The organism is Parasphingorhabdus sp. (assembly GCF_049667325.1).
GTDB lineage: Bacteria > Pseudomonadota > Alphaproteobacteria > Sphingomonadales > Sphingomonadaceae > Parasphingorhabdus.
This window is the reverse complement of sequence record NZ_JBATHY010000264.1, coordinates 1-19,993: the sequence shown is the minus strand read 5'-3', so window position 1 is coordinate 19,993 and position 19,993 is coordinate 1. Positions and strand designations below refer to the sequence as shown.

The 19,993-nt window shown below is 57.3% G+C and carries 24 protein-coding genes; 12 read left to right on the top strand and 12 right to left on the bottom strand.

Features of this window, described 5'->3' with window-relative positions; translation table 11 throughout:
* Window positions 1-26 precede the first annotated feature (26 nt).
* Window positions 27-1,799 carry a DUF885 domain-containing protein gene (locus WBM93_RS11995; RefSeq protein ID WP_424432110.1) on the top strand — a complete coding sequence of 591 codons (1,773 nt, stop codon included), beginning with the start codon at window positions 27-29 and terminating at the stop codon, window positions 1,797-1,799.
* On the opposite strand, the gene WBM93_RS11990 is transcribed toward WBM93_RS11995, so the two are convergent.
* The 9 genes from WBM93_RS11990 to WBM93_RS11950 all read right to left on the bottom strand — a co-directional run bounded on the left by WBM93_RS11990 (window position 1,800) and on the right by WBM93_RS11950 (window position 8,955).
* A complete protein-coding gene (locus WBM93_RS11990; protein ID WP_424432098.1) occupies window positions 1,800-2,423 on the bottom strand; it encodes a hypothetical protein in 624 nt (207 codons plus the stop codon).
* A gap of 54 nt (window positions 2,424-2,477) precedes the next feature.
* A complete protein-coding gene (locus WBM93_RS11985; RefSeq protein ID WP_424432097.1) occupies window positions 2,478-3,017 on the bottom strand; it encodes a demethoxyubiquinone hydroxylase family protein in 540 nt (179 codons plus the stop codon).
* Complete coding sequence (locus WBM93_RS11980) at window positions 3,010-3,495, bottom strand: disulfide bond formation protein B (protein ID WP_424432096.1); 486 nt, start codon at window positions 3,493-3,495, stop codon at window positions 3,010-3,012. Before WBM93_RS11980 ends, WBM93_RS11985 begins: the two co-directional genes overlap by 8 nt.
* Before the next feature lie 9 nt (window positions 3,496-3,504).
* Window positions 3,505-4,869 (bottom strand): S41 family peptidase, encoded by a 1,365-nt coding sequence (locus tag WBM93_RS11975; RefSeq protein WP_424432095.1) that lies wholly within the window; start codon window positions 4,867-4,869, stop codon window positions 3,505-3,507.
* A 127-nt stretch (window positions 4,870-4,996) separates the two neighbouring features.
* Window positions 4,997-6,193, bottom strand: a complete 1,197-nt coding sequence (locus tag WBM93_RS11970; protein WP_424432094.1) for a murein hydrolase activator EnvC family protein — start codon at window positions 6,191-6,193, stop codon at window positions 4,997-4,999.
* A 5-nt stretch (window positions 6,194-6,198) separates the two neighbouring features.
* Window positions 6,199-6,621: a 23S rRNA (pseudouridine(1915)-N(3))-methyltransferase RlmH gene (locus tag WBM93_RS11965; protein ID WP_424432093.1), complete on the bottom strand. Its 423-nt coding sequence runs from the start codon at window positions 6,619-6,621 to the stop codon at window positions 6,199-6,201.
* 12 nt (window positions 6,622-6,633) lie between these two features.
* On the bottom strand, window positions 6,634-6,957 hold the full coding sequence (gene rsfS, locus WBM93_RS11960) for a ribosome silencing factor (protein ID WP_424432109.1): 324 nt from the start codon (window positions 6,955-6,957) through the stop codon (window positions 6,634-6,636).
* Window positions 6,958-7,049: 92 nt separating this feature from the next.
* The gene (locus WBM93_RS11955; RefSeq protein ID WP_424432092.1) at window positions 7,050-7,691 is read right to left on the bottom strand and encodes a nicotinate-nucleotide adenylyltransferase; all 642 of its coding nucleotides are present in this window, start codon (window positions 7,689-7,691) and stop codon (window positions 7,050-7,052) included.
* A 10-nt stretch (window positions 7,692-7,701) separates the two neighbouring features.
* A complete protein-coding gene (locus WBM93_RS11950; protein WP_424432091.1) occupies window positions 7,702-8,955 on the bottom strand; it encodes a glutamate-5-semialdehyde dehydrogenase in 1,254 nt (417 codons plus the stop codon).
* 246 nt (window positions 8,956-9,201) lie between these two features.
* On the opposite strand from WBM93_RS11950, the gene WBM93_RS11945 reads away from it, so the two are divergent.
* Both WBM93_RS11945 and WBM93_RS11940 read left to right on the top strand, forming a co-directional pair.
* Window positions 9,202-10,395, top strand: a complete 1,194-nt coding sequence (locus WBM93_RS11945; RefSeq protein ID WP_424432090.1) for a M23 family metallopeptidase — start codon at window positions 9,202-9,204, stop codon at window positions 10,393-10,395.
* On the top strand, window positions 10,388-10,810 hold the full coding sequence (locus WBM93_RS11940) for a bactofilin family protein (RefSeq protein ID WP_424432089.1): 423 nt from the start codon (window positions 10,388-10,390) through the stop codon (window positions 10,808-10,810). Before WBM93_RS11945 ends, WBM93_RS11940 begins: the two co-directional genes overlap by 8 nt.
* Before the next feature lie 86 nt (window positions 10,811-10,896).
* On the opposite strand, the gene WBM93_RS11935 is transcribed toward WBM93_RS11940, so the two are convergent.
* On the bottom strand, window positions 10,897-12,405 hold the full coding sequence (locus WBM93_RS11935) for a YifB family Mg chelatase-like AAA ATPase (protein ID WP_424432108.1): 1,509 nt from the start codon (window positions 12,403-12,405) through the stop codon (window positions 10,897-10,899).
* 179 nt (window positions 12,406-12,584) lie between these two features.
* On the opposite strand from WBM93_RS11935, the gene WBM93_RS11930 reads away from it, so the two are divergent.
* The 9 genes from WBM93_RS11930 (at window position 12,585) to dapE (ending at window position 19,155) form a co-directional block, all read left to right on the top strand.
* Window positions 12,585-13,316, top strand: a complete 732-nt coding sequence (locus tag WBM93_RS11930) for a hypothetical protein (protein ID WP_424432088.1) — start codon at window positions 12,585-12,587, stop codon at window positions 13,314-13,316.
* Window positions 13,317-13,438: 122 nt separating this feature from the next.
* Window positions 13,439-13,774: a PGPGW domain-containing protein gene (locus tag WBM93_RS11925; RefSeq protein ID WP_424432087.1), complete on the top strand. Its 336-nt coding sequence runs from the start codon at window positions 13,439-13,441 to the stop codon at window positions 13,772-13,774.
* A gap of 108 nt (window positions 13,775-13,882) precedes the next feature.
* Complete coding sequence (gene rpmH / locus WBM93_RS11920; RefSeq protein WP_176280516.1) at window positions 13,883-14,017, top strand: 50S ribosomal protein L34; 135 nt, start codon at window positions 13,883-13,885, stop codon at window positions 14,015-14,017.
* A 61-nt stretch (window positions 14,018-14,078) separates the two neighbouring features.
* Window positions 14,079-14,480, top strand: coding sequence for a ribonuclease P protein component (gene rnpA / locus WBM93_RS11915; protein ID WP_424432086.1), 402 nt, complete (start codon window positions 14,079-14,081; stop codon window positions 14,478-14,480).
* The gene (yidD, locus tag WBM93_RS11910; protein ID WP_424432085.1) at window positions 14,477-14,689 is read left to right on the top strand and encodes a membrane protein insertion efficiency factor YidD; all 213 of its coding nucleotides are present in this window, start codon (window positions 14,477-14,479) and stop codon (window positions 14,687-14,689) included. Before rnpA ends, yidD begins: the two co-directional genes overlap by 4 nt.
* A 54-nt stretch (window positions 14,690-14,743) precedes the next feature.
* On the top strand, window positions 14,744-16,603 hold the full coding sequence (gene yidC, locus WBM93_RS11905; RefSeq protein ID WP_424432084.1) for a membrane protein insertase YidC: 1,860 nt from the start codon (window positions 14,744-14,746) through the stop codon (window positions 16,601-16,603).
* A 25-nt stretch (window positions 16,604-16,628) separates the two neighbouring features.
* The gene (gene yihA, locus WBM93_RS11900) at window positions 16,629-17,252 is read left to right on the top strand and encodes a ribosome biogenesis GTP-binding protein YihA/YsxC (RefSeq protein WP_424432083.1); all 624 of its coding nucleotides are present in this window, start codon (window positions 16,629-16,631) and stop codon (window positions 17,250-17,252) included.
* A gap of 60 nt (window positions 17,253-17,312) precedes the next feature.
* Entirely contained in the window at window positions 17,313-17,984 is a 672-nt protein-coding gene (locus tag WBM93_RS11895; RefSeq protein ID WP_424432082.1) for a glutathione S-transferase family protein, read from the top strand.
* Between the two features lie 10 nt (window positions 17,985-17,994).
* Complete coding sequence (gene dapE / locus WBM93_RS11890; protein WP_424432081.1) at window positions 17,995-19,155, top strand: succinyl-diaminopimelate desuccinylase; 1,161 nt, start codon at window positions 17,995-17,997, stop codon at window positions 19,153-19,155.
* Here the strand turns inward: dapE and WBM93_RS11885 are convergent.
* Complete coding sequence (locus tag WBM93_RS11885) at window positions 19,144-19,851, bottom strand: ZIP family metal transporter (protein WP_424432080.1); 708 nt, start codon at window positions 19,849-19,851, stop codon at window positions 19,144-19,146. The two genes, dapE and WBM93_RS11885, sit on opposite strands and share 12 nt — an antisense overlap.
* Before the next feature lie 19 nt (window positions 19,852-19,870).
* Window positions 19,871-19,993: Smr/MutS family protein (locus tag WBM93_RS11880; RefSeq protein WP_424432107.1), on the bottom strand; the 123-nt coding region annotated here is incomplete at its 5' end.

Sequence of the window (19,993 nt, the reverse complement as noted above, 5' to 3'; positions counted from 1 at the left end):
ACAAGAATTGTTTCGGGGAGAATATGATGCGCAGAACGAGTTTAGCCATGCTGGCGCCGTTGGCGATGCTGGCCAGTGCGCCGGTTTATGCACAAGCGGATGATAGCCAGAAGTCAACCGAGTTGCATGTCATCATTGATAACTATTGGGACTATCAGCTGGAACAATATCCGGAGTTCGCATCCTCCCTGGGAATCGACGACCCGACCGGCAGGGTCAGCGACGCCAGTCTGGAGGCCGAAGATAGCCGGGTAGCGAAAGCAAAAACCTGGCTTGCGCAACTGGACGCAATCGACACCGCTGACTTGAGCGAGGATGACAAGACCAACTATGGTATATTGCGTCGGTCGCTCGCCGAACAGATTGAGGCCAACAGTTTTGGCCAGCGCACCATCAACTTCACCAACCGCGGCGGCTGGCACCAGAATTTTGCCAGCATGCAGAACAATCTGCCGTTCCGCAACGCGCAGGATTACCAGACCTATATCAACCGGCTCAAACAATATGCCAAGGTCAATGACCAGTCGATTAATGTAGCAAATAAGGCGCTCGCTGGTGGCTATGTCCAGCCCTGCGTTTCGATGGTGGGGTATGAAACCAGTATTTCGGGTCTCGTCACCGATAGTCCCGAGGAGTCTCGTTTCTATCAGCCGTTTTTGCGCAAGCGGCCGGAAACCATTGACGATGCGACATTTGCAGCGTTGGCCGCCGAAGCGGCTAGTGCGATTACCAATGTCATCAATCCCGCGGTGAAAAAGCATCTCGACTGGTACACCCAGGATTATGCCCCGAAATGCGCCAAGGCGCCCGGCGTCTCTGCACAACCCGGCGGCGCAAAATATTATGATTTCCGTATCCGGCAGATGACGACGACCACCAGATCGGCAGACGAGATTCACAATATTGGCGTGAGCGAAGTTGCCCGAATCCGCGCCGAGATGGTGGAGGTCGCCAAGGAGGCGGGCTATGATACGCGCGAGGCGTTTATCGAGCATCTGCGGACCGATCCCCAATATTATGCCAAAACGCCGGAAGAGCTGATGGAAAAGGTCGCGCGAGTGACCAAGATCATCGATGGTAAAATGCCCTCGATTATCGGCAAGCTGGCACGACTGCCTTATGGTATCAAGGAAATCCCGGCCGAGACCGCAGAAGGCACAACCACCGCATATTATAATCCCGGTTCTCCGGATGTCGGCATATCGGGCTTCTATTACGTCAACACTTCAAAACTCGACCAGCGTCCTTTCTGGGAAATTCCTGCGCTGAGCGTCCACGAAGCAGTACCCGGTCACCATCAGCAGATCGCGTTGCAGCAGGAACTCGACATGCCCGATTTCCGGAAAAATGGTGCGTTTTTCACTGCATTTGTCGAAGGCTGGGGGCTCTATTCGGAGCGGCTCGGAATCGAGATGGAGCTTTATGATACACCGGCCAAGAATATGGGTCGGTTATCCTATGAAATGTGGCGTGCGTGCCGGCTGGTCGTCGATACCGGCATCCACAGCAAGGGCTGGAGCAAGCAGCGGGCGATTGATTTCATGACCGACAATACCGCGCTCAGCGCCGCCAATATCGAGGCGGAAGTGAACCGCTATATCAGCTGGCCCGGACAGGCGCTGGCCTATAAAATGGGCGAACTGAAGATCCGCGAGCTACGCGGCAAGGCGACCCGCGAACTGGGCGACAAATTCGACCTGCGCGCGTTTCACGATGTTGTGCTGGGACAGGGGGCGGTGCCGCTCGATATGCTCGAAGATCAGGTGAACCGGTGGATTGAAGCCGAAAAAACTAGCTAGTCATTCGTCGTCTGGACCGGGGGTTTCATCCGCTCCCGGTGGTACGGCGAGGTCATTGGTGGCTTTCAGCGCATCGGCATCCGTTGCTTCAAGCCGCTCGCGGGCGGCTTCTGCTGCCGCGTTGCGCGCTTCGCGCTGGGCTTCGATTTCCAGAAGTCTTTCTTCGACGGCTTCCGCTTCGCCATCAATACGCGCCAGGCGTTTCTGGCGTTCTTCTTCGATAAGCTGCCCCCAGTTGACCGTATCATCGATGCTTTTTTCTGCATAGGCCTGGCTCAGCAGCGCCTGCGTGCATCCTGTAAATCCACCCGGTCCTGTCGGCGAACAGCTGTTGGTCCCGGACTTCCCGACATATTCGTAGGATCTGACGCGTTCCGACCAGGCCTGGTTCTTTGCATCGCCCAGACTGCCGCTTCGCAGCGTTTCGGGGATCCGGTAACGCTCGCCCTCGTCCTTGCGTGCGCAGACGACAATCTCTTCCTCGCTGCTCTGCGGACAGGGATCATCGCCATAGATAACCAATTGATTGACCCGGTCTCCCGCCTGATCCTGGGCCAGCGCGGGAGCCGCCATCATGCCAGCGCTTGAAAGGGCTGCGGCGGAGAATAAAAATTTCTGTATCATGAGATATCCTTTGTATCCGGCGTCCTGAACCGGCGCTGAAGCAGATCGCGCGTGCTAGACGCGTTTCGACAAACCGATGGCAAATCTGCAACCCAGCCTGATCGCGGCGCTCAAAGCCGGATAGCCCGGAGCATCCTCCGCTCCCATGGCGATCGCTGTTTCCTTATGCTCCAATTCCTCTTCACGAAACTCCGCAATTATACGGGTCAGCTCGGGGTCGTCTTCTGATTCGAGTGCATCAAGCTGTTCCTGGTAATGGCGATCGATTTCGGTTTCTACCGCAGCGGTACAGGCCATCGCCGCACGTGGTCCCATTGCCGCGGTTGTCGCTCCCAGCGCATAACCAGCCAATTTCCAGAAAGGTTGCAATGCGGTTGGCCGAACGCCACGCTCTGCGATCATCTTGTCAAAAGTGTCGAGATGGCGCTGCTCCTGCTCCGCCATATGATGGATTGCGCTGCTGTGGGGCGCATCATCGCCCATCACCGCCAACTGGCCCTTGTAGATTTGCGCCGCGCCATATTCGCCAGCCTGATTAACCCGGATCATCGACGCGATATCGGCTGCTGTTTGCCCCAATTTTGAATCAGACATGCTCGGCGTCCTTTCGTCCCATCGTCACCATGACCAAGATGAGGATGGCGCCGCTCACCGACAAGAGGAAATTATAACCGGCCAGTGAAATTCCGAACAGCGACCAGGGCGCAACATCACAGCGCACCAGCGGCGCGTTCATGATCGAAGCGAGCAGGTCGCCCTCCGCCGGAAGGTTGGTGGCGCAAGATGTGAGTCCTTGCCACCAGCCATATTCGACTCCGGCATGAAAGCCGCCAATCAGCCCGCTGGTCAAAATTGCCAACGCCGCCGCGACGACAAACGGTGTTGCCCGGATTTTGGGGCCAAGCATCAGGCCGGGCAAAGCAAGAATGATAGCAGCGAGATGTGGCCATCGTTGCCACATGCACATTTCGCAGGGATACAGGCCAAAAGCATATTGGCTGATCAACGCACCGCCCAGCAAGCCTGTGGGTAGCAGAAACGCTAGCCAATTGGCCTTGCGGATAGTTTTCATCTGTCGGTCCTAGTTTTTCGCTACCACGGTTTTCTTGACGTTCTTTTTCGCCGCCTTGTTCATCGCCATTTTCAATCCGTCAGGTCCGAGCCGGCCAATCGTCTGCAGCGCATAATGAAGCTGAAAATCGGCAATGCCCTGCTCTTTCAATTCTTCAGCCGTCTGGGTGAAGCGCGGATCGACGTTGCTGTCTTCTTCGAGCACTTCGTCCTTCAGCTTGACTTCGTTGATCAGATGTCGCCGCAAATCGGACTCGCGGAACCTGGGACGGGTCTTGTAATCCGGGTCGGACAGCTGCGGTACGTTGATATCGGGTTCAATCCCGCCCTCCTGCACCGACTTGCCCGCGGGTGTGTAGTAGCGCGCGGTGGTCAAACGCAGCGCGCTGCTGTTGGAAAGTGGCAGCAAGGTCTGCACCGAGCCTTTGCCGAAGCTGCGCTCACCCATGACCAGGGCGCGGTGATGGTCCTGCAAGGCACCGGCAACGATTTCGGAAGCCGAAGCCGAACCCGCATCGATCAGGATAATGATCGGCAGTCCTTGAGCGGCATCGCCGCTTTTCGCGAAATAGCGCTCGATATCGGATTTTTGACGTCCGCGCTGCGATACTATTTCCCCGCGGGACAGGAAGACATCGGATACCGACACGGCTTCATCGAGAAGGCCGCCCGGATTGGATCGCAAATCGAGCACATAGCCGAGAGGTTTCTTGCCAAGCGACTTGTCGATACCGACAATCGCGGCGGCGACATCGGCGCCGGTGTCGCTAGAGAAGCTGTTGATGCTGATCACGCCGATCTGGTCCTTGATTTCCCATGTAACGGGTTTGAGATCGATAATCGCACGGTCCATCGTCACGTCGAAAGGCTTGTCGCGGCCAGGGCGGACAATGGTGATGCTGATCGGCGTGCCCGGCTTGCCGCGCATTTCCTCGACCGCTTCATCCAGCGTTCCGCCGTAGATCAGTTCACCGTTGATATGGGTGATATAGTCACCCGCCTTGACTCCGGCCTTGTCGGCAGGCGTGTCCTTGAACGGGGCAATGACCTTTACCGCACCATCCTCCAGAGTTACCGACAGGCCCAATCCCCCGTAATTGCCATCGGTCTGGGTCCGCAAATTATCAAAATCGCGGGCATCGAGAAAACTGCTGTGCGGATCGAGGCTCCCCAGCATGCCTTCAATGGCGCCCTTTATCAGGTCGGCATCGTCGACCTGATCGACATAGTCATTTCGCACCCGGTCAAAGACGCTCATGAACTGCTCCATCTCGCGATAGGTATTTGCGTCCACGGCGGATATCGCCGACGTCGTGGCGGGCAAAAGCGCAACGGTCAAAACGAGGGCGGCGGCTTGCAATACGGGCTTTTTCATCGATGCTGTCCTGTATGTCTAAATCGGTACCAAATATAGGCTGGAACCATCCCTAAAGCCAAGCAGCTTAACCAAAAATGACGGAAGTGTTCGACGAACGACCATTTTTTTGTCATTTTGGCAGTTTTCAGCCAATCAAGGCGGCAATATCAATCGCCCTGCCATTGCGGCGCAGTTCGACGGTGACGGTGGGCTCATCGGATCCGGACCGCCCGACCGGCGCACCCTGCACAATCTGGTCTCCGACGGCGACACGGATCGTTGCCATATTGGTGATCAGACTGGTCCAACCCGCGTCATGTTCGATGATAATGATGTTGCCATAGCCACGGTAACGACCCGCGTAAGCCACCCTCCCCGCGGCCGGTGCAACAATTTGCGCACCGGAAGCAACCGCGATCGTAAGACCCCGCGAGCGATAGCCGCTATCGGAAATTTCCCCGAGTCCGGTGACAATTTCGCCGTTTACCGGCAGGCGGTAGGCATTTGCGACATCCCTGTTCCGGGGCGGGGTACTAACCGGTGTGTCGCGTCCTTGTCCGGGCCGCAGCATCGGCCCATCTAGTTGGGCCAGTGCTTCGCGGACCTCACTGCTTTCGCGAATCTGATCCATCAAATCCACTATGTCCCGCGCTTCTTCGCCCAAGGCGAGTGCGCGATCCTGTTCAATCCCGGCATCATCGGAAAATCTAGCAGCTTCAATCCGCTCGCTCGCTTCGAGACCGGCCAGTTGCCGTCGCCTGTCAGCCAGACGTCTCTGGCTTTCGTCGAGCGAAGCAATGGCCCGAGCCGCTTGCAAGCGAAGCCGTTCGCCTTGCCTGACTTCATCGCGCAGGCTAGCGGTCCGTCGCTGGATTTCCGGCATCACCGCCGACAGGATCGATCGCATATATATGAGTTCGTCGAGCGATCGCGGCTCGACCAGGGCGAGCGCAGTCGGCTTGCGGGTCATCATCTGGAGCGCAGCAGTCAGCCGGATCATCGGCCCCTGTTTTTCCGCCAGTCTAGCGCGCTGGCGCTGCTGCAACCGGGTCACGATTGCGATTCGGGTGCGTGCTGCTGTGATATCGGCTTCCGCCGCCTGAATGCGCGCGGCCAGCGCAGCGGCTTCGCTGGCAATCCGGTCGGCATCGTTGCTGGCCGCCTCGGCCTGACGTCGCAAGGCGTTGCTGCGCTGGCGCGCGCGCTCGGACTGCTCTCGCGCCGCCTTCAGGCTGCGCTGCTGCTCCGAAAGATTCGGTCCGGGGGTTTGCGCGGAGATCAGGCCGGCGGCGCTAACCGCAACGCTTGCCACAACGCTCATCAGGAGAACGGAACGCAGCATGCCGGTTACCCTTCCCTGTGGTAGGGATGGCCGGCGATGATCGATGTTGCCCGAAACAACTGTTCTGCCAACATCGCACGGGCCATCATATGGGGCCAGGTAGCCTTGCCAAAGGAAAAGAAATGGTCCGCACTGGACCGTTCTTCGGCGCTCAAGCCGTCGGCGGCACCGATCAGAAAACGTGCCTCGCGCGCTCCACCATCACGCCAGGCCGACAGCAGATCCGCAAATTTCCTAGAGGTCCAGTTTTCGCCCGCTTCGTCCATCGCGATTATCTTGGTGACACCTTCCAGCTTCGGCGACTTGCCGCCTTGATCGGGCAGTTCGCTAATCTTCACATCCCAAGCGATCCGCTTCACATAGCGGTTCACAAGCTCTGCTTCCGGGCTGCGGCCAATTTTACCGCGGGCGATGATATGCAGCCTCATCGCCTGGCGGTATCAGGCTTCGGCGACGCCGGCTGCGTCACCTTCCTCGTCAACCGCCCACATCCGTTCCAGATTGTAGAAGCTGCGAACCTCGGGCCGGAACAAGTGGATGATCACATCGCCAGCGTCGACCAATACCCAGTCGGCATTGGCAAGGCCTTCGATTCGGGCTGTGCCACCCGACTGTTTGATCCGCTCGGATAGTTTCTGGGCAATAGATGCAACCTGTCTGGTCGAACGCCCTTCGGCGATCACCATATGGTCTGCAATATTGCTTTTGCCTGCCAGCGGGATGGAGACAATGTCCTGCGCCTGGTCATCGTCGAGCGATTTCATGACAAGTGCATGGAGGGCGTCCGACTCGGCCTTTCCTTCCTTGGAAGTGGCAGATTTCAACGCTTTTACCTTCGGTTTCGTCAACTTAAATCCTAATCTTCTGGGCCAATCAACCGGTGTGTCACCGCGTCTCGAACGCGGCGATCATCATATTGCTGATGCCAATGGGGCCGGGCCATCCGGATCGCGGTGGCCGAGCGGGGGTCGGGACGATAGCGCAAGAATGTCAGCGCCGGCGTACTCCAGTTGGTCCAGTTACCACGCTGGCTCGCGGGATGGACGAAGCGCCGCAGCCAAGCCATTGCGGGAGCCGCAAAAGCATCGTCATCATAGCCGGGTCTCGAAATAACTGCAATCGGCAAAAGACGGGCAATTTTTCTCCAGTCTTTCCAACGGTGGAATTGCGCCAGATTATCGGCACCCATGATCCACACAAACTCCCGCTTGGGATAGCGACGGACCAGTTTAAGCAAGGTATCATAAGTATATCTGGTACCCAGTTGCTGTTCGATAGCCGTCGGCAGAATCGTGCTGCGCCGCGCCATTTTCTGTGCCGATGCCAGGCGAGCAGACAGAGGCGCCATATCCTTTGCACCTTCTTTGAGCGGGTTGCCCGGCGATACCAGCCACCAGAATTCATCCAGTTCGAGTTCCGCAATGGCAAACAGACTGATCGACCGATGGGCTCCATGGGCCGGATTAAACGACCCGCCAAGAAGTCCGGTGGTTTTCATATGTTGATGATCAAGGCCGAACTTGCCCGGTTCCGCGGACCACCCATTTATAAGTCGTCAGTCCTTCCAGCGCCACCGGACCGCGAGCGTGCATCCGCCCCGTGGAAATACCGATTTCCGCGCCCAGCCCAAATTCGCCGCCATCGGCAAATTGGCTGGATGCATTGTGCATCACAATCGCACTATCGGCGCGCAGGATGAAACGTTCGGCCATATCGTAGTCTTCGGTGACAATGACGTCGGTATGGTGCGAACCATGTTCGGCGATATGCGCAAGCGCCTCGTCGACACCATTGACCATCGCGACGGCAACGATCGGCGCAAGATATTCGGTATCCCAGTCGCTGGCATCTGCCGGGACGATCCGCTCGTCCAGTTCGAGCACAGAATCGTCACCGCGCACCTCGCAACCGGCATCGATTAACGCCCGGACCAAAGCCCCCGGCGCAGGATAATCCTGATCGATCAACAATGTTTCCATTGCCCCGCAAATACCAGTGCGCCGCATCTTGGCATTGACGGCAATGGCGACGGCCTTGTCCTGATCCGCATCCTTGCCGATATAGCTATGGTTTATACCATCGAGATGCGCGAGAATCGGCACACGCGCTTCGTCCTGAACCCGTTTGACCAGCGACTTGCCACCCCGCGGAATAATGATGTCGATCAGCCCGCTGGCTTTCAGCATCGCGCCGACAGCGGCCCGGTCGGTGGTCTGGACCAATTGTATGGCATGTTCGGCCAGGCCGGCCTCGACCACCCCTGCTACCATGGCGTCAAAAATTGCCCGGTTGCTCTCGATCGCTTCCGATCCGCCGCGCAAAATAACGGCATTGCCCGAACGCAGCGCCAAAGCCGCCGCGTCGGCGGTGACATTGGGCCGGCTTTCGTAAATAATCCCGATTACGCCCAGTGGCACCCGCACGCGTTCCATCACCAGACCGTTAGGCCGTTCGGTGCGGTCGATGATTTGGCCGACCGGATCCGGAAGCTTGCCGACATGTTCTACGGCTGCAGCAATGGCTTCAAGCCGTCCTTCGTCGATCATCAGCCGATCGAGCATGGCGTCACTCAGGTCGCGGTCCCGCGCATTTTTCATGTCGCGATGATTGGCTTCCAAAATGGCAGCCTGGCTGGCTCGCAAATGTCGCGCGGCGGCAGTCAGGGCCGCTGATTTTTGAACATCACTCACGCCGGCTAGCATCGCGAATGCCGCGCGCGCCTTCGATCCCATATCGGTGATAAGCTGTACAGATTCTTCCATGAGCGGCTGCTAGCATGGCGGCGTCCGCAATTTAACCCACAATCGCCACATCGCGAGAGCAGAAAAATTTACTTGCCAGACAACAATCAATTCGGCCGAAACGTGTCTATGATGATTAATATTTGATGAATCCCGCAATTCATCGCACGACTCGTTCGACTCGTCACGAGTCGCGTCCCTGCGATTCGCTACATTCAAAACCCTCTGCTAGCGCCCCGGTGGGGATTACGAAAAAGATGGCGGGTCATGCACAAAGAAAATACCAACGAGGGGCTTAAAGCCCGGCTGGACCATATGTTCACCGATCGCGAGTTTTTCATGCGGTCGCACGGACAGGTCCGATTTCTCACATTGTCTGCGACGTTGCAGAAACGCGTGTTCTATTCCGTCGCGGCCGGGCTCGCGATATGGGTGCTGATCACGCTGGTGATGATGATCAACCAACTTACCGTCACCGGCGAGCGCATGGCCCTCGCGGAAAAAGAAGCCGAAGTAAACAGCACCGAAAATAGAGTCGCGAGCTACAAGGCGTCGATTGACGACGTCGCCATTGACCTTAAACAACGTCAGGATGTGCTCGACGCGATGACCGAGCAATTTGTCGGCGAACAGCCGGAAGCCGCCGATGCAACGAAACAACAACAAACCGATGAACAGATGTCCGAAAATACGCGCAAAATCAGCGCGGCTTTCCCGGAAGCTACTCAGCTGGCCAAGCTCGAAGCCCGGCAAATTATATTTGCCCGGCGTCTGACATTAGCCGCCGTCCTCCGCACCGAACAAGCAGCGGCAGCCATTCGCAAATTCGGACTGAACCCCGACAAGCTGGCCAAAAATTCCGTGGCCGGGATGGGCGGTCCGCTCATTCCCTATTTCAGGGATCAGAAACAACAGCTCCATCCCACGCTCGAACGGCTTAATCTTGCGCTCCAGCGGATGGATGCGCTCGAACGGACCCTGATTGCGATTCCGTCCGGCAAGCCTTCAAGCACCGGCATGATATCGAGCAGCTATGGCTATCGCCGTGATCCGTTCACCGGCGGCGGCGCGATGCACAGCGGCATGGATTTTAAAGGGACACGCGGCCTGCCTATTGTTGCAGCCGCCGGCGGCAAGGTCACGCACGCGGGATGGAAATCCGGCTATGGCAAGACCGTGGAAATTACGCATGGTAACGGATTGTTGACACGTTATGCGCATTTGTCACGGATCGGTGTGACCGCAGGCCAAAAAATTGAACAGGGATTGCAATTGGGGGCTATGGGAAGCACGGGACGCTCGACCGGTCCGCATCTTCATTTCGAGGTGCGGCTGAACGGAAAAGCAATCAACCCCCGGCCATTTTTGGAGGCGAATACAGATGTTCTCAAAGTCAAAGCCATCGCACGACAACGTGCCAAAGCGCCCAAGCACTCCGAGTCAGGCACCAGCCGTGGCTAGAAGTAGCGGCAGTAGCGGATCCAGCTTTTCGATCATCGGCGATGGAATCATCATAACAGGCAATATTGAATCGAAAGTCGATCTGCATATCGATGGCGAAGTGATCGGCGACGTGAAATGCCTTTCCTTGGTCCAGGGTCCGGCAAGCAAAATCAAGGGCGCGATCATTGCCCAGCACGCCAGCCTGTCAGGTTCCGTCGAGGGATCGATTGATGCCGGCGACCTCGCCATCGCCTCAACCGCCCGCATTGGCGGTGACGTTACATATGAAAATGTAACGATCGAACAGGGTGGCCACGTCGACGGCAAGTTCAAACACCGTAGCAACAAGTCTCCCAATCTCGCCAAATCGACGGTGAACAAAAGCGAATTGGCGATACCGCTGGAGCTGACGGAAGGCGACAGGGCTGCCTGATTCCCGCCTTGAGCGCTAGCGCTTGATCGAAAACTGGCGACACCTCCCGATTGGTATGTTCAAGCCCGGCGGCTGCGACCGTGCGATTAATTACGCGGCGCTTGCCGCCGATAGCTAAGCGCTTCCGCCACGTGGATACGACCGATTCCATCCGTGCCGGCCAAATCCGCAACCGTCCGGGAAACCCTTAGAACGCGCGTATAACCGCGCGCCGACAACCGCATTGCTTCAGCCGCCTGCGCCAGCAGGCTCCGGCCCGGATCGTCGGGCCTCGCGTATTTGTCCAGCGCATCGCCATCGATTTCAGCGTTGGTCCGCGCTTCCAGACCTGTGTAGCGCTGGCGCTGGACAGACCGTGCCCGGGCGACCCGCTCCGCCACAATGCCGGAACCCTCAGCTGGCGGTGGCATCGTCAGGTCTGCTGCGGACAAAGCCTCCACCTCGATATGGAGGTCAATCCGGTCGAGCAGCGGCCCCGAGACTTTCGCCTGATAATCGGCCGCGCATCGGGGTGCGCGCGAACAAGCCAGAGCGGCATCACCGAGATGCCCGCAGCGGCACGGATTCATCGCGGCGATCATCTGAACGCGTGCCGGAAAGGTAACATGCGCATTGGCCCGGGCCACACTAACCTCTCCGGTTTCAAGCGGTTGGCGCAGCGAATCGAGCACCGCGCGCTGGAACTCGGGCAATTCGTCGAGGAACAAAACCCCGAGATGGGCCATACTGACTTCACCCGGGCGGACCTTCAACCCGCCGCCCACCAATGCTGCCATCGAGGCGCTGTGATGCGGAGCACGAAACGGTCGCTGGCGGGACATCTGACCGCCTTGCAGCGTACCTGCGACCGAAGCGACCATCGACACTTCCAGCGCTTCCGATGGTGACAATGGTGGCAATATGCCCGGCAAACAGGAAGCCAATAGCGATTTGCCCGATCCCGGTGGACCGTTCATAAGCAGGTTATGCCCACCCGCTGCGGCGATTTCCAACGCCCGCTTCGCTGTTTCCTGACCCTTTACGTCTTTGAGATCCGGTCCGTAGTCCGGTTCGGGCGCGGCGCCGGTTTCCGGCGGTGACAGGATAGACTGACCCTTGAAATGATTAAGCAGCGCCAGCAGATTAGCCGGTGCCAGCACTTCGACATCGCCCGCCCAGGCCGCTTCGGAGCCCTGCAACGCAGGACAGATCAAACCGAGGTTTTCACCCGATGCATGGAGAGCTGCCAGCAGAACGCCAGGGGTAATCGCAAGCCTGCCATCCAGCGACAATTCCCCGACCACGATATAGCTCGCCAGTGTCTCCGCATCGACGATGCCCATCGCGCCGAGCAAAGCCAGCGCAATCGGCAGGTCATAATGGGAACCGGCTTTGGGCATGTCGGCGGGCGACAGATTGACCGTGATGCGCTTCGGTGGCAGCGAAAGTCCCATCGCCGCAATCGCAGCGCGCACCCGCTCGCGGCTTTCGGCGACCGCTTTGTCCGGCAAGCCGACTACGTTGAACGCGGGCAATCCCGGCGCAACCTGGCATTGCACTTCGACACCGCGCGCTTCGAGTCCGAGAAAGGCCACCGTCTGAACCAGGGCCACCATCATAGCCATCCTAATTTCATGCCTGAAACACTGGCGGCGAGGGGAGATTGAGTCGAGCATCAACGGCCACTTGGCCGTAACCGTCAAAAAATGCGGAACACTGGCGGCGGAACGGGTTAATACCATCGCAACCACACGCCCTTACGCTTTGGCAAGCGCTTGGCCTGCAATAGCGGTATATGGAACCGGGCAACCAATCAGATATCGCGGAAGATCGAAATATTTCGAGCAGCCCGGGCGGCGGCTTTTTTGTCGGTGCCTTCGTGCTGGTCGCGTTTCTGCTGCTTCCCGCGCTGCCGGTTCATGGCGCAAGCAGCTATGTGGTCACCGAGACGGTCGAGACGCTGGAATATGAAATATTCGAACCAGCAGCGCCGATCGCGTCGACTACCGGTACCTTTGGCCAATACGGACCCTTTCGCGTGATCGCACCCGACGTGGTGGTAATGACCGGCACGGTGGACAGCTATACACCCGCAACTTTCCGCCGGATGCTGGACCAACACCCCGGAATCAGGCAGATCGAAATGCGCGATTGCGACGGGTCAGTGGATGAGGCGGCCAATCTCACCCTCGCCCGGATGATCCGTCGCGCAGGGATCAGCACCCATGTACCGGCCCGCGGCTCGGTTCGCTCCGGTGCTGTAGAACTTTTCCTCGCCGGGGTTCGCAGGACAGCGCATCCCGATGCCGAATTCATCGTGCACAGCTGGATGGACGAAGACGGCCGGGAAGCGAATGACTATCCAGCCAGCGATCCGGTTCATGCCGAATATCTCGATTATTACACGGAAATGGGCGTATCAGTGCCTGCTGCAAAAGCTTTTTACGCGTTGACCAACAGCGTGTCCTTCTCGGACCAATTGCGTCTGTCACGCAGCGATATGGCCCGCTTTCAACTTGTTCACTAGTCGCGCACGCTAAAATTTCCGTTCACGCCTCGTCCATCTCCGGGAACCATAATCACGTCCGTGCGCTGTTATTGCAACGGGGAGACTTGCGAGTCCGTCCTTGAAGCACCAATTGGAATGTGATGACCGAGAAAATGACAAAAAAGCGGTGGAAATACACTTCGGGATCGCGATTCGCACTCGCGGTAATCGGATTCGCGCTTATTCTTGTTTCGCCGATCATCGGTGCGATTCCCGGTCCCGGATTTATAATCGTCTTTCCGATCGGTCTTGCTCTGGTCCTGCAAAATTCACGCTGGGCGAAGAAACGCTATGTCGATTTCAAACGGCGCTTTCCCAATTATGGCAAATGGACCGATTGGGCCATGCGCAGAAGGCATCACAAAGTGCTCCCCGACGATTTTGAACTCCCGATATTCGGCAAGGTAAAAACGGGCAACCGAGACAAGAAAGTCTAGCGCAAATGCTTGACTTTCCGCGCCTGCCTGCCTAATCGCAGCGACAACGTACCGGCCGCAGCTTTTGGCGGCCCTTTTTTATCTAAATTTTGACGTAGGATAATCGCGATGAAGCGCACATTTCAACCGAGCCGCCTGGTCCGCAAACGGCGCCATGGTTTCCGCGCCCGCAAAGCCACCGTTGGAGGCCGCAAAGTGCTGTCTGCCCGCCGTGCCCGTGGCCGTAAAAAGCTCTCTGCCTAAACCCGACGCGACCGATAGTGCTGCGCCTGGCGCGGCATGCCCATCGCTAGATCATTCGGATTTGAAGCAGACTTCAACCGATTCGGCACCAGCCGATCTGATCCGGCCAATCGAAGCGATTCGCAAACGCGCAGATTTTCTTGCGGCCAATCGCGGCAAGCGATTCGTTACCCCCAATTTTGTCCTACTCGCGCATCTGCGCAGCGGTGGCCATGTGATCCCATCCGAGACGATCCGTCGTGGCATAACGGTTACTAAAAAAATCGGTAACGCGGTTGCCCGCAACCGTATGAAGCGCCGCTTTCGGGCATTGCTCGCAGAGACATTGCCGCACGACGGAATCCCCGGTGTCGATCATGTGATGATCGGTCGCAAAACCAGCAAAGAGGCAGACTTTGCCGCCATGAAGGCCGAACTGGAAAAAGGCTTGAAATATTTGGCGAAAAAGCTCGGTCAGGGATGATGAAGACGATCCTCATCTTCTGCGTCCGCTGCTGGCAATGGGGGCCATCGCGGATATTGCCCCCCACTTGTCGCTACCAACCGACTTGCAGTGCCTATGCGATTGAAGCGATCGAGAAACATGGTGCAATTAAGGGTGGCTGGTTAGGGGCTAAACGGCTATTGCGCTGCCATCCTTGGGGAAGCTCGGGTTACGACCCGGTGCCTTGATACCCTCATACACCAACCCTATTTGCAACAAATGGCCGAAAACAGGACGACATAGTGGACAACAAACGCAATATAATCATGGCGGTGCTGCTCACCGGTATCATCCTTTTCGGCTGGCCGATGCTGATGGAACAGTTTTTCCCGGATATGGCCAACAAGAACGAGGTCGTGGAGCAGGCTGATGTTCCGGCAACCGATCAGGTGACCGGCGATGCAATGACCCCGGTCGTCGGCTCGGCGCCAGACGGCAGCGATATTACCACCGGCGCGGCGTCGGACAAGATTCGGCCCCTGGCTACGATATTGCGCGAGAACCCCCGCGTCCTGATTGAAACACCGCGCCTGAAAGGTTCGATCAACCTCAAAGGCGGGCGCATCGATGATCTCACGCTAACCGATCATACCGTCGATATGAGCAAGAATAGCGAAGCTGTCCGGCTCTTTTCGCCTTCCGGAACCCAGAACGCTTATTTCAGTCGCTTCGGCTGGGCCGGCGGAGGCGTTGCAGTTCCGGATGACAATACGGTCTGGTCAACCGACCAGAGCACATTGACTCCGGAAACGCCGGTGACACTCAGCTGGTCCAACGAAACCGGGCAGACTTATGCGATCACCTTGTCAATCGACGCGGATTATCTGATCACGGCGGAGCAGAATGTCACCAATCGCGGTGCAAATGCGATCGCGCTCAAACCTTATGGTTTGATCAATCGGAAACGGGATCTGGATAACATTCCGGCGGATGAAGCGAGCACATGGACCATCCACGCAGGTCCCGTCGGCGTTTACGAAGGCGCTGCAAATTACGATGTCGACTATGACAATCTCGCCGGTGAAGAGCCTGGCTTTTTTTCCCGACTGTTTGGCACTTCCGCAATTGCCGGAACCAATTCCTATGATACGGAAGTCAGCTGGCTGGGCTTTACCGACAAATATTGGCTGGGCGCGCTAATCCCGGACAATATTTCGCAGGTCGATGCAAAATTTCGTTCTGGTGGGGGTGATATCTTCCAGGCCGAGATAGCGAAGAAAAGCGCGCAAATCATCGAGCCTGGCAAACAGCTGAAAACCACGACGCGCCTTTTTGCCGGAGCCAAGGAAAACGCGCTTCTGGAAAAATACGAAGAAGAATTGAACATCAAGAATCTGGACCGCGCGATTGACTGGGGCTGGTTCTACTGGTTCGAAAAACCGCTTTTCTATCTCCTGAACTGGCTGTTCCAGATGGTCGGCAATTTCGGCGTGGCCATCGTATTGATGACCTTCGTCGTCCGCGGGATCATGTACCCGATCGCGCAGAAGCAGTTCACCTCAATGGCGCAAATGCGCGCGGTGCAGCCTAAGATGAAGGCGCTTCAGGAAAAGCATAAAGACGACAAGCAGCAACAGCAGCAGGAAATCATGAAGCTGTACAAGGAAGAGAAGGTCAATCCGCTGTCCGGCTGTCTTCCCATATTCCTGCAGATTCCGATCTTCTTCGCGCTGTATAAAGTGCTCATGCTGTCGATCGAAATGCGCCATCAGCCGTTCATATTGTGGATCAAGGATCTGAGCGCACCCGATCCGCTCACACCGGTCAACCTGTTCGGCCTGCTGCCGTTCGATCCGCCAACCTTTCTGGCCGTCGGCATTTTGCCGATCCTGATGGGGATCACCATGCACTTCCAGTTCAAGCTGAACCCGGCGCCGATGGACCCGATGCAAAAACAGATATTCAGCATCATGCCATGGATATTGGTGTTCATCATGGCACCCTTTGCCGCCGGCCTCCAGCTCTACTGGACGGTCTCCAATATTCTCACCATTGCGCAGCAGAGCTGGCTTTATTCCCGTCATCCCCAGATGAAGGAAATGATGGCGAAGGAAGCGGAAGAAAAAGCAAGAAAAGCCGCTGCTGACAAGGCCGAGGCATGAAACCGATCGTCAGGATGACAAGTAGATGACTGCCCCTCTCCACCCGAAACTATTCTCGGGCCCGATCAGCTTTCTGAAAAGTGCGCCGCAACTGCAGTTTCTCCCGGACCCGAAAGTTCCCGAGATCGCGTTTGCCGGCCGCTCCAACGTCGGCAAGTCGTCGCTGATCAATGCGATGACCAACCGCAATGGGCTCGCGCGAACGTCGAACACGCCGGGACGGACTCAGGAACTGAATTTCTTCGATATCGGCGATCCGCTGATCTTCCGGATCTGCGACATGCCCGGCTATGGTTACGCAAAAGCACCTCCGAAAGTCGTCCAGAAATGGCGTTTTCTTATCAATGACTATCTGCGCGGCCGGGCGGTGCTCAAACGGACATTCGTCCTGATCGACTCGCGGCACGGCATCAAGCCGGTCGATGAAGAAGTGATGGAAATGCTCGACAAAGCGGCGGTCAGTTACCGGGTGGTGATGACCAAGGCGGATAAAGTGAAGCAGGAAGAGCTGGATATCACGGCGGACAAGGTCGCGGCCATCGCCAAGAAACATCCGGCCGCCCATCCGGACCTGTTGCTTACCTCTTCGGAAAAGAAACAGGGCATCGACGAGCTTCGGCTTGCCGTGCTGGAAGCCGTGCAGAGCTAGATATTGGTCTAGCGACGCTTTTCTATGCACAGCCGAGCATATTTGGTTATGGGATAGAATATGAAACTGATAATCGGAAACAAAGCCTATTCCAGCTGGTCGATGCGCGGCTGGCTCGCCTGCAAACAGTCCGGCCTTGCCTTTGAAGAGCTTACCGTGCCTCTCTATGGCGACGATTGGGACCATGTCCGCGCAAGCGAGAACTTCGCACCATCGGGCGGTAAAGTGCCGATTTTATGGGATGGCGAGTCCGTGGTCTGGGATAGTCTGGCAATTATCGACTGGCTCGCCGACAAGACCCATCGTGATCGCTTCTGGCCAAAAGACGAGACGGCCCGCGGCATGGCCCGATCCATGGCTGCGGAGATGCACTCCAGCTTCATGGCGCTCCGCCGCCAGTGCCCGATGAACACCCGAAAGATTTATGAAGGCCTTTCTCTCAGCGACGAAGTCAAGGCGGATGCCGCCCGGATCATCGAACTTTGGGCGCAGGCACGGGCGCGCTTCGGCGGCGGCGGACCGTTTCTGTTCGGCACTTATGGCGCTGCGGATATCATGTACGCGCCCGTGGTGTCGCGTTTCCAGACTTATGGATTCCGTCTGCCCGGCTTTGCCACAAGCTATATGCAGACCATTCTTGATCATCAGTGGACTGCCCAATGGATGGAGGCCGCCGAGGATGAACCATGGGTGATCGAACGACTTGAACAGCCGGATACGGCAAAGAGCTGATCGACACCGGATGACCCGTGCAACCATTCTTGATTATGCGAAACGGCTGATCGCCCAGCCCAGTATCACCCCGGCATCCGGTGGCGTTTTTGACGAGATGGAAGCGATGCTCGAACCCCTTGGGTTTGAAATAACGCGATTTATCGCCGGCGATGCCCCTGAAGATGCAGAGCTTGGCGGACCCGTCGAAAATCTCTTTGCGATTCGTCACGGCGCGCCTGATTCGCGCCATTTTGCTTATGCCGGTCATCTTGATGTCGTCCCGCCTGGCCAGGGCTGGCAGACCGATCCATTTGTTCCGGAAGAGCGCGGTGAACTGCTCTACGGGCGCGGCGCCGTCGACATGAAAGGCAGCATCGCCGCCTTTGTCGGCGCGCTCCATCAGCTGCCCGATGATCTTGGCACAATCAGCCTGATTATCACCGGCGATGAAGAGGGACCGGCGCGTTTCGGCACGGTCGCGATCATGGAGCTGATGGCCGAGCGCGGCATCACACCGGACCTCTGTCTGGTCGGTGAACCAACTTCGGTCAACCGGCTCGGCGACATGATGAAAATCGGGCGGCGCGGTTCGGTCAATATGTGGATCACGGTGAATGGCATGCAGGGCCATGTTGCCTATCCGCATAATGCCGACAATCCGATCACCAAGCTTGGCAAGATCCTCAGCGAAATTGATTCACTTCAGCTCGACGACGGCACCGACTGGTTCCAGCCGAGCAATATCGAGTTTACCGACCTTCATGTCGGCAATCCGGCGCATAATGTCATTCCGGCGAAGGCCGAGGGTCGCCTGTCGATCCGTTTCAACGACCGCCATAGCGGAGAAAGCCTCAGCACGATGGTGCAGGAGATCGTCGAGCGGCATGGTGGTGAATTGAAGCCGATCATATCCGGCGAACCTTTTCTGACCCCGCCAGGAGAATTTTCGGAGATCGTCGCGGGAGCGATTCGCGAGGTTACCGGTGTAGAACCGGAACTATCGACATCTGGCGGAACTTCCGACGCGCGTTTTCTCGCGAAGATCATGCCGGTGGTTGAATTTGGCCTCTGCAACGCGACCATGCACAAGCTCGACGAAGCGGTTTCGATCGAGGATCTGGAACAGCTGGGCGCGATATTTGCGTTGATTGTCCAGAATGCTCTGCGGCCGAATGGCTCAGCCGGTTAAACCAAAGCCGACCAAAGCAACAGAAAATCCTATCACCGCACCAAAAGCCGGCTTCCAATCGCCGACTTTATGGGCGTCGGGAGCGACATCTTCAAAAACGAGATATAATATCCCGCCGGCACAGAATGTCATGATCGATCCGAGGATCAGATTATCAAGGGTGAACAGCCAATATCCTGCCAGCGCGGAAACCGGGCCGACAACGATGCAGCCCGACATGATCTGCAGCACGTGTTTCCGCAAAAACCCGGCATGCGACTGCCGGATTTCGCGATAGGCATTAAAGCCTTCGGGCAGGTTCTGTGCGATGATAATGACCGTTAGAAACAGCGCCATTTCGAAATCGCCAGAAATTACCGCGCCGAGAACAATGGCCTCGGGAATGAAGTCGAGATTCAGGGCAATCAGCTGGCTGACCGGCGTCCCCCGCCTTTTTAGCGCGTGGTCGATCAATAGAAAAACCAATCCACCAGCCAGAAAAGTGCCGAGCCCGAGCCACAATGGCTGGCTTTCCAGCCCGTGCGGGACGAGCACCAGACCCACGGCGCCGATCAGCGCGCCACCACCGAAAGCAATGATCGCACGCCGCATCCCGTCACTGATCAGACCTTTTTTAAGCTCATCGAGACAGCCAAAGGCGGCTCCAAGAAAAGCGGCCAGACCGGCTAGTGCCGATAGGATGATGAGAGCCAACATTCCTTAGCTTCTATCATGGTCAGCGCGGACGCCGCAAAATAATATATAATGCTCCTGCGCCGCCATGACGAGGGTGGGCACGGCGCACGGCGGCAATGCGCGAGGCGTGGCGGGAAGCGGCCAGCCAGTCCGAAATTGCCGC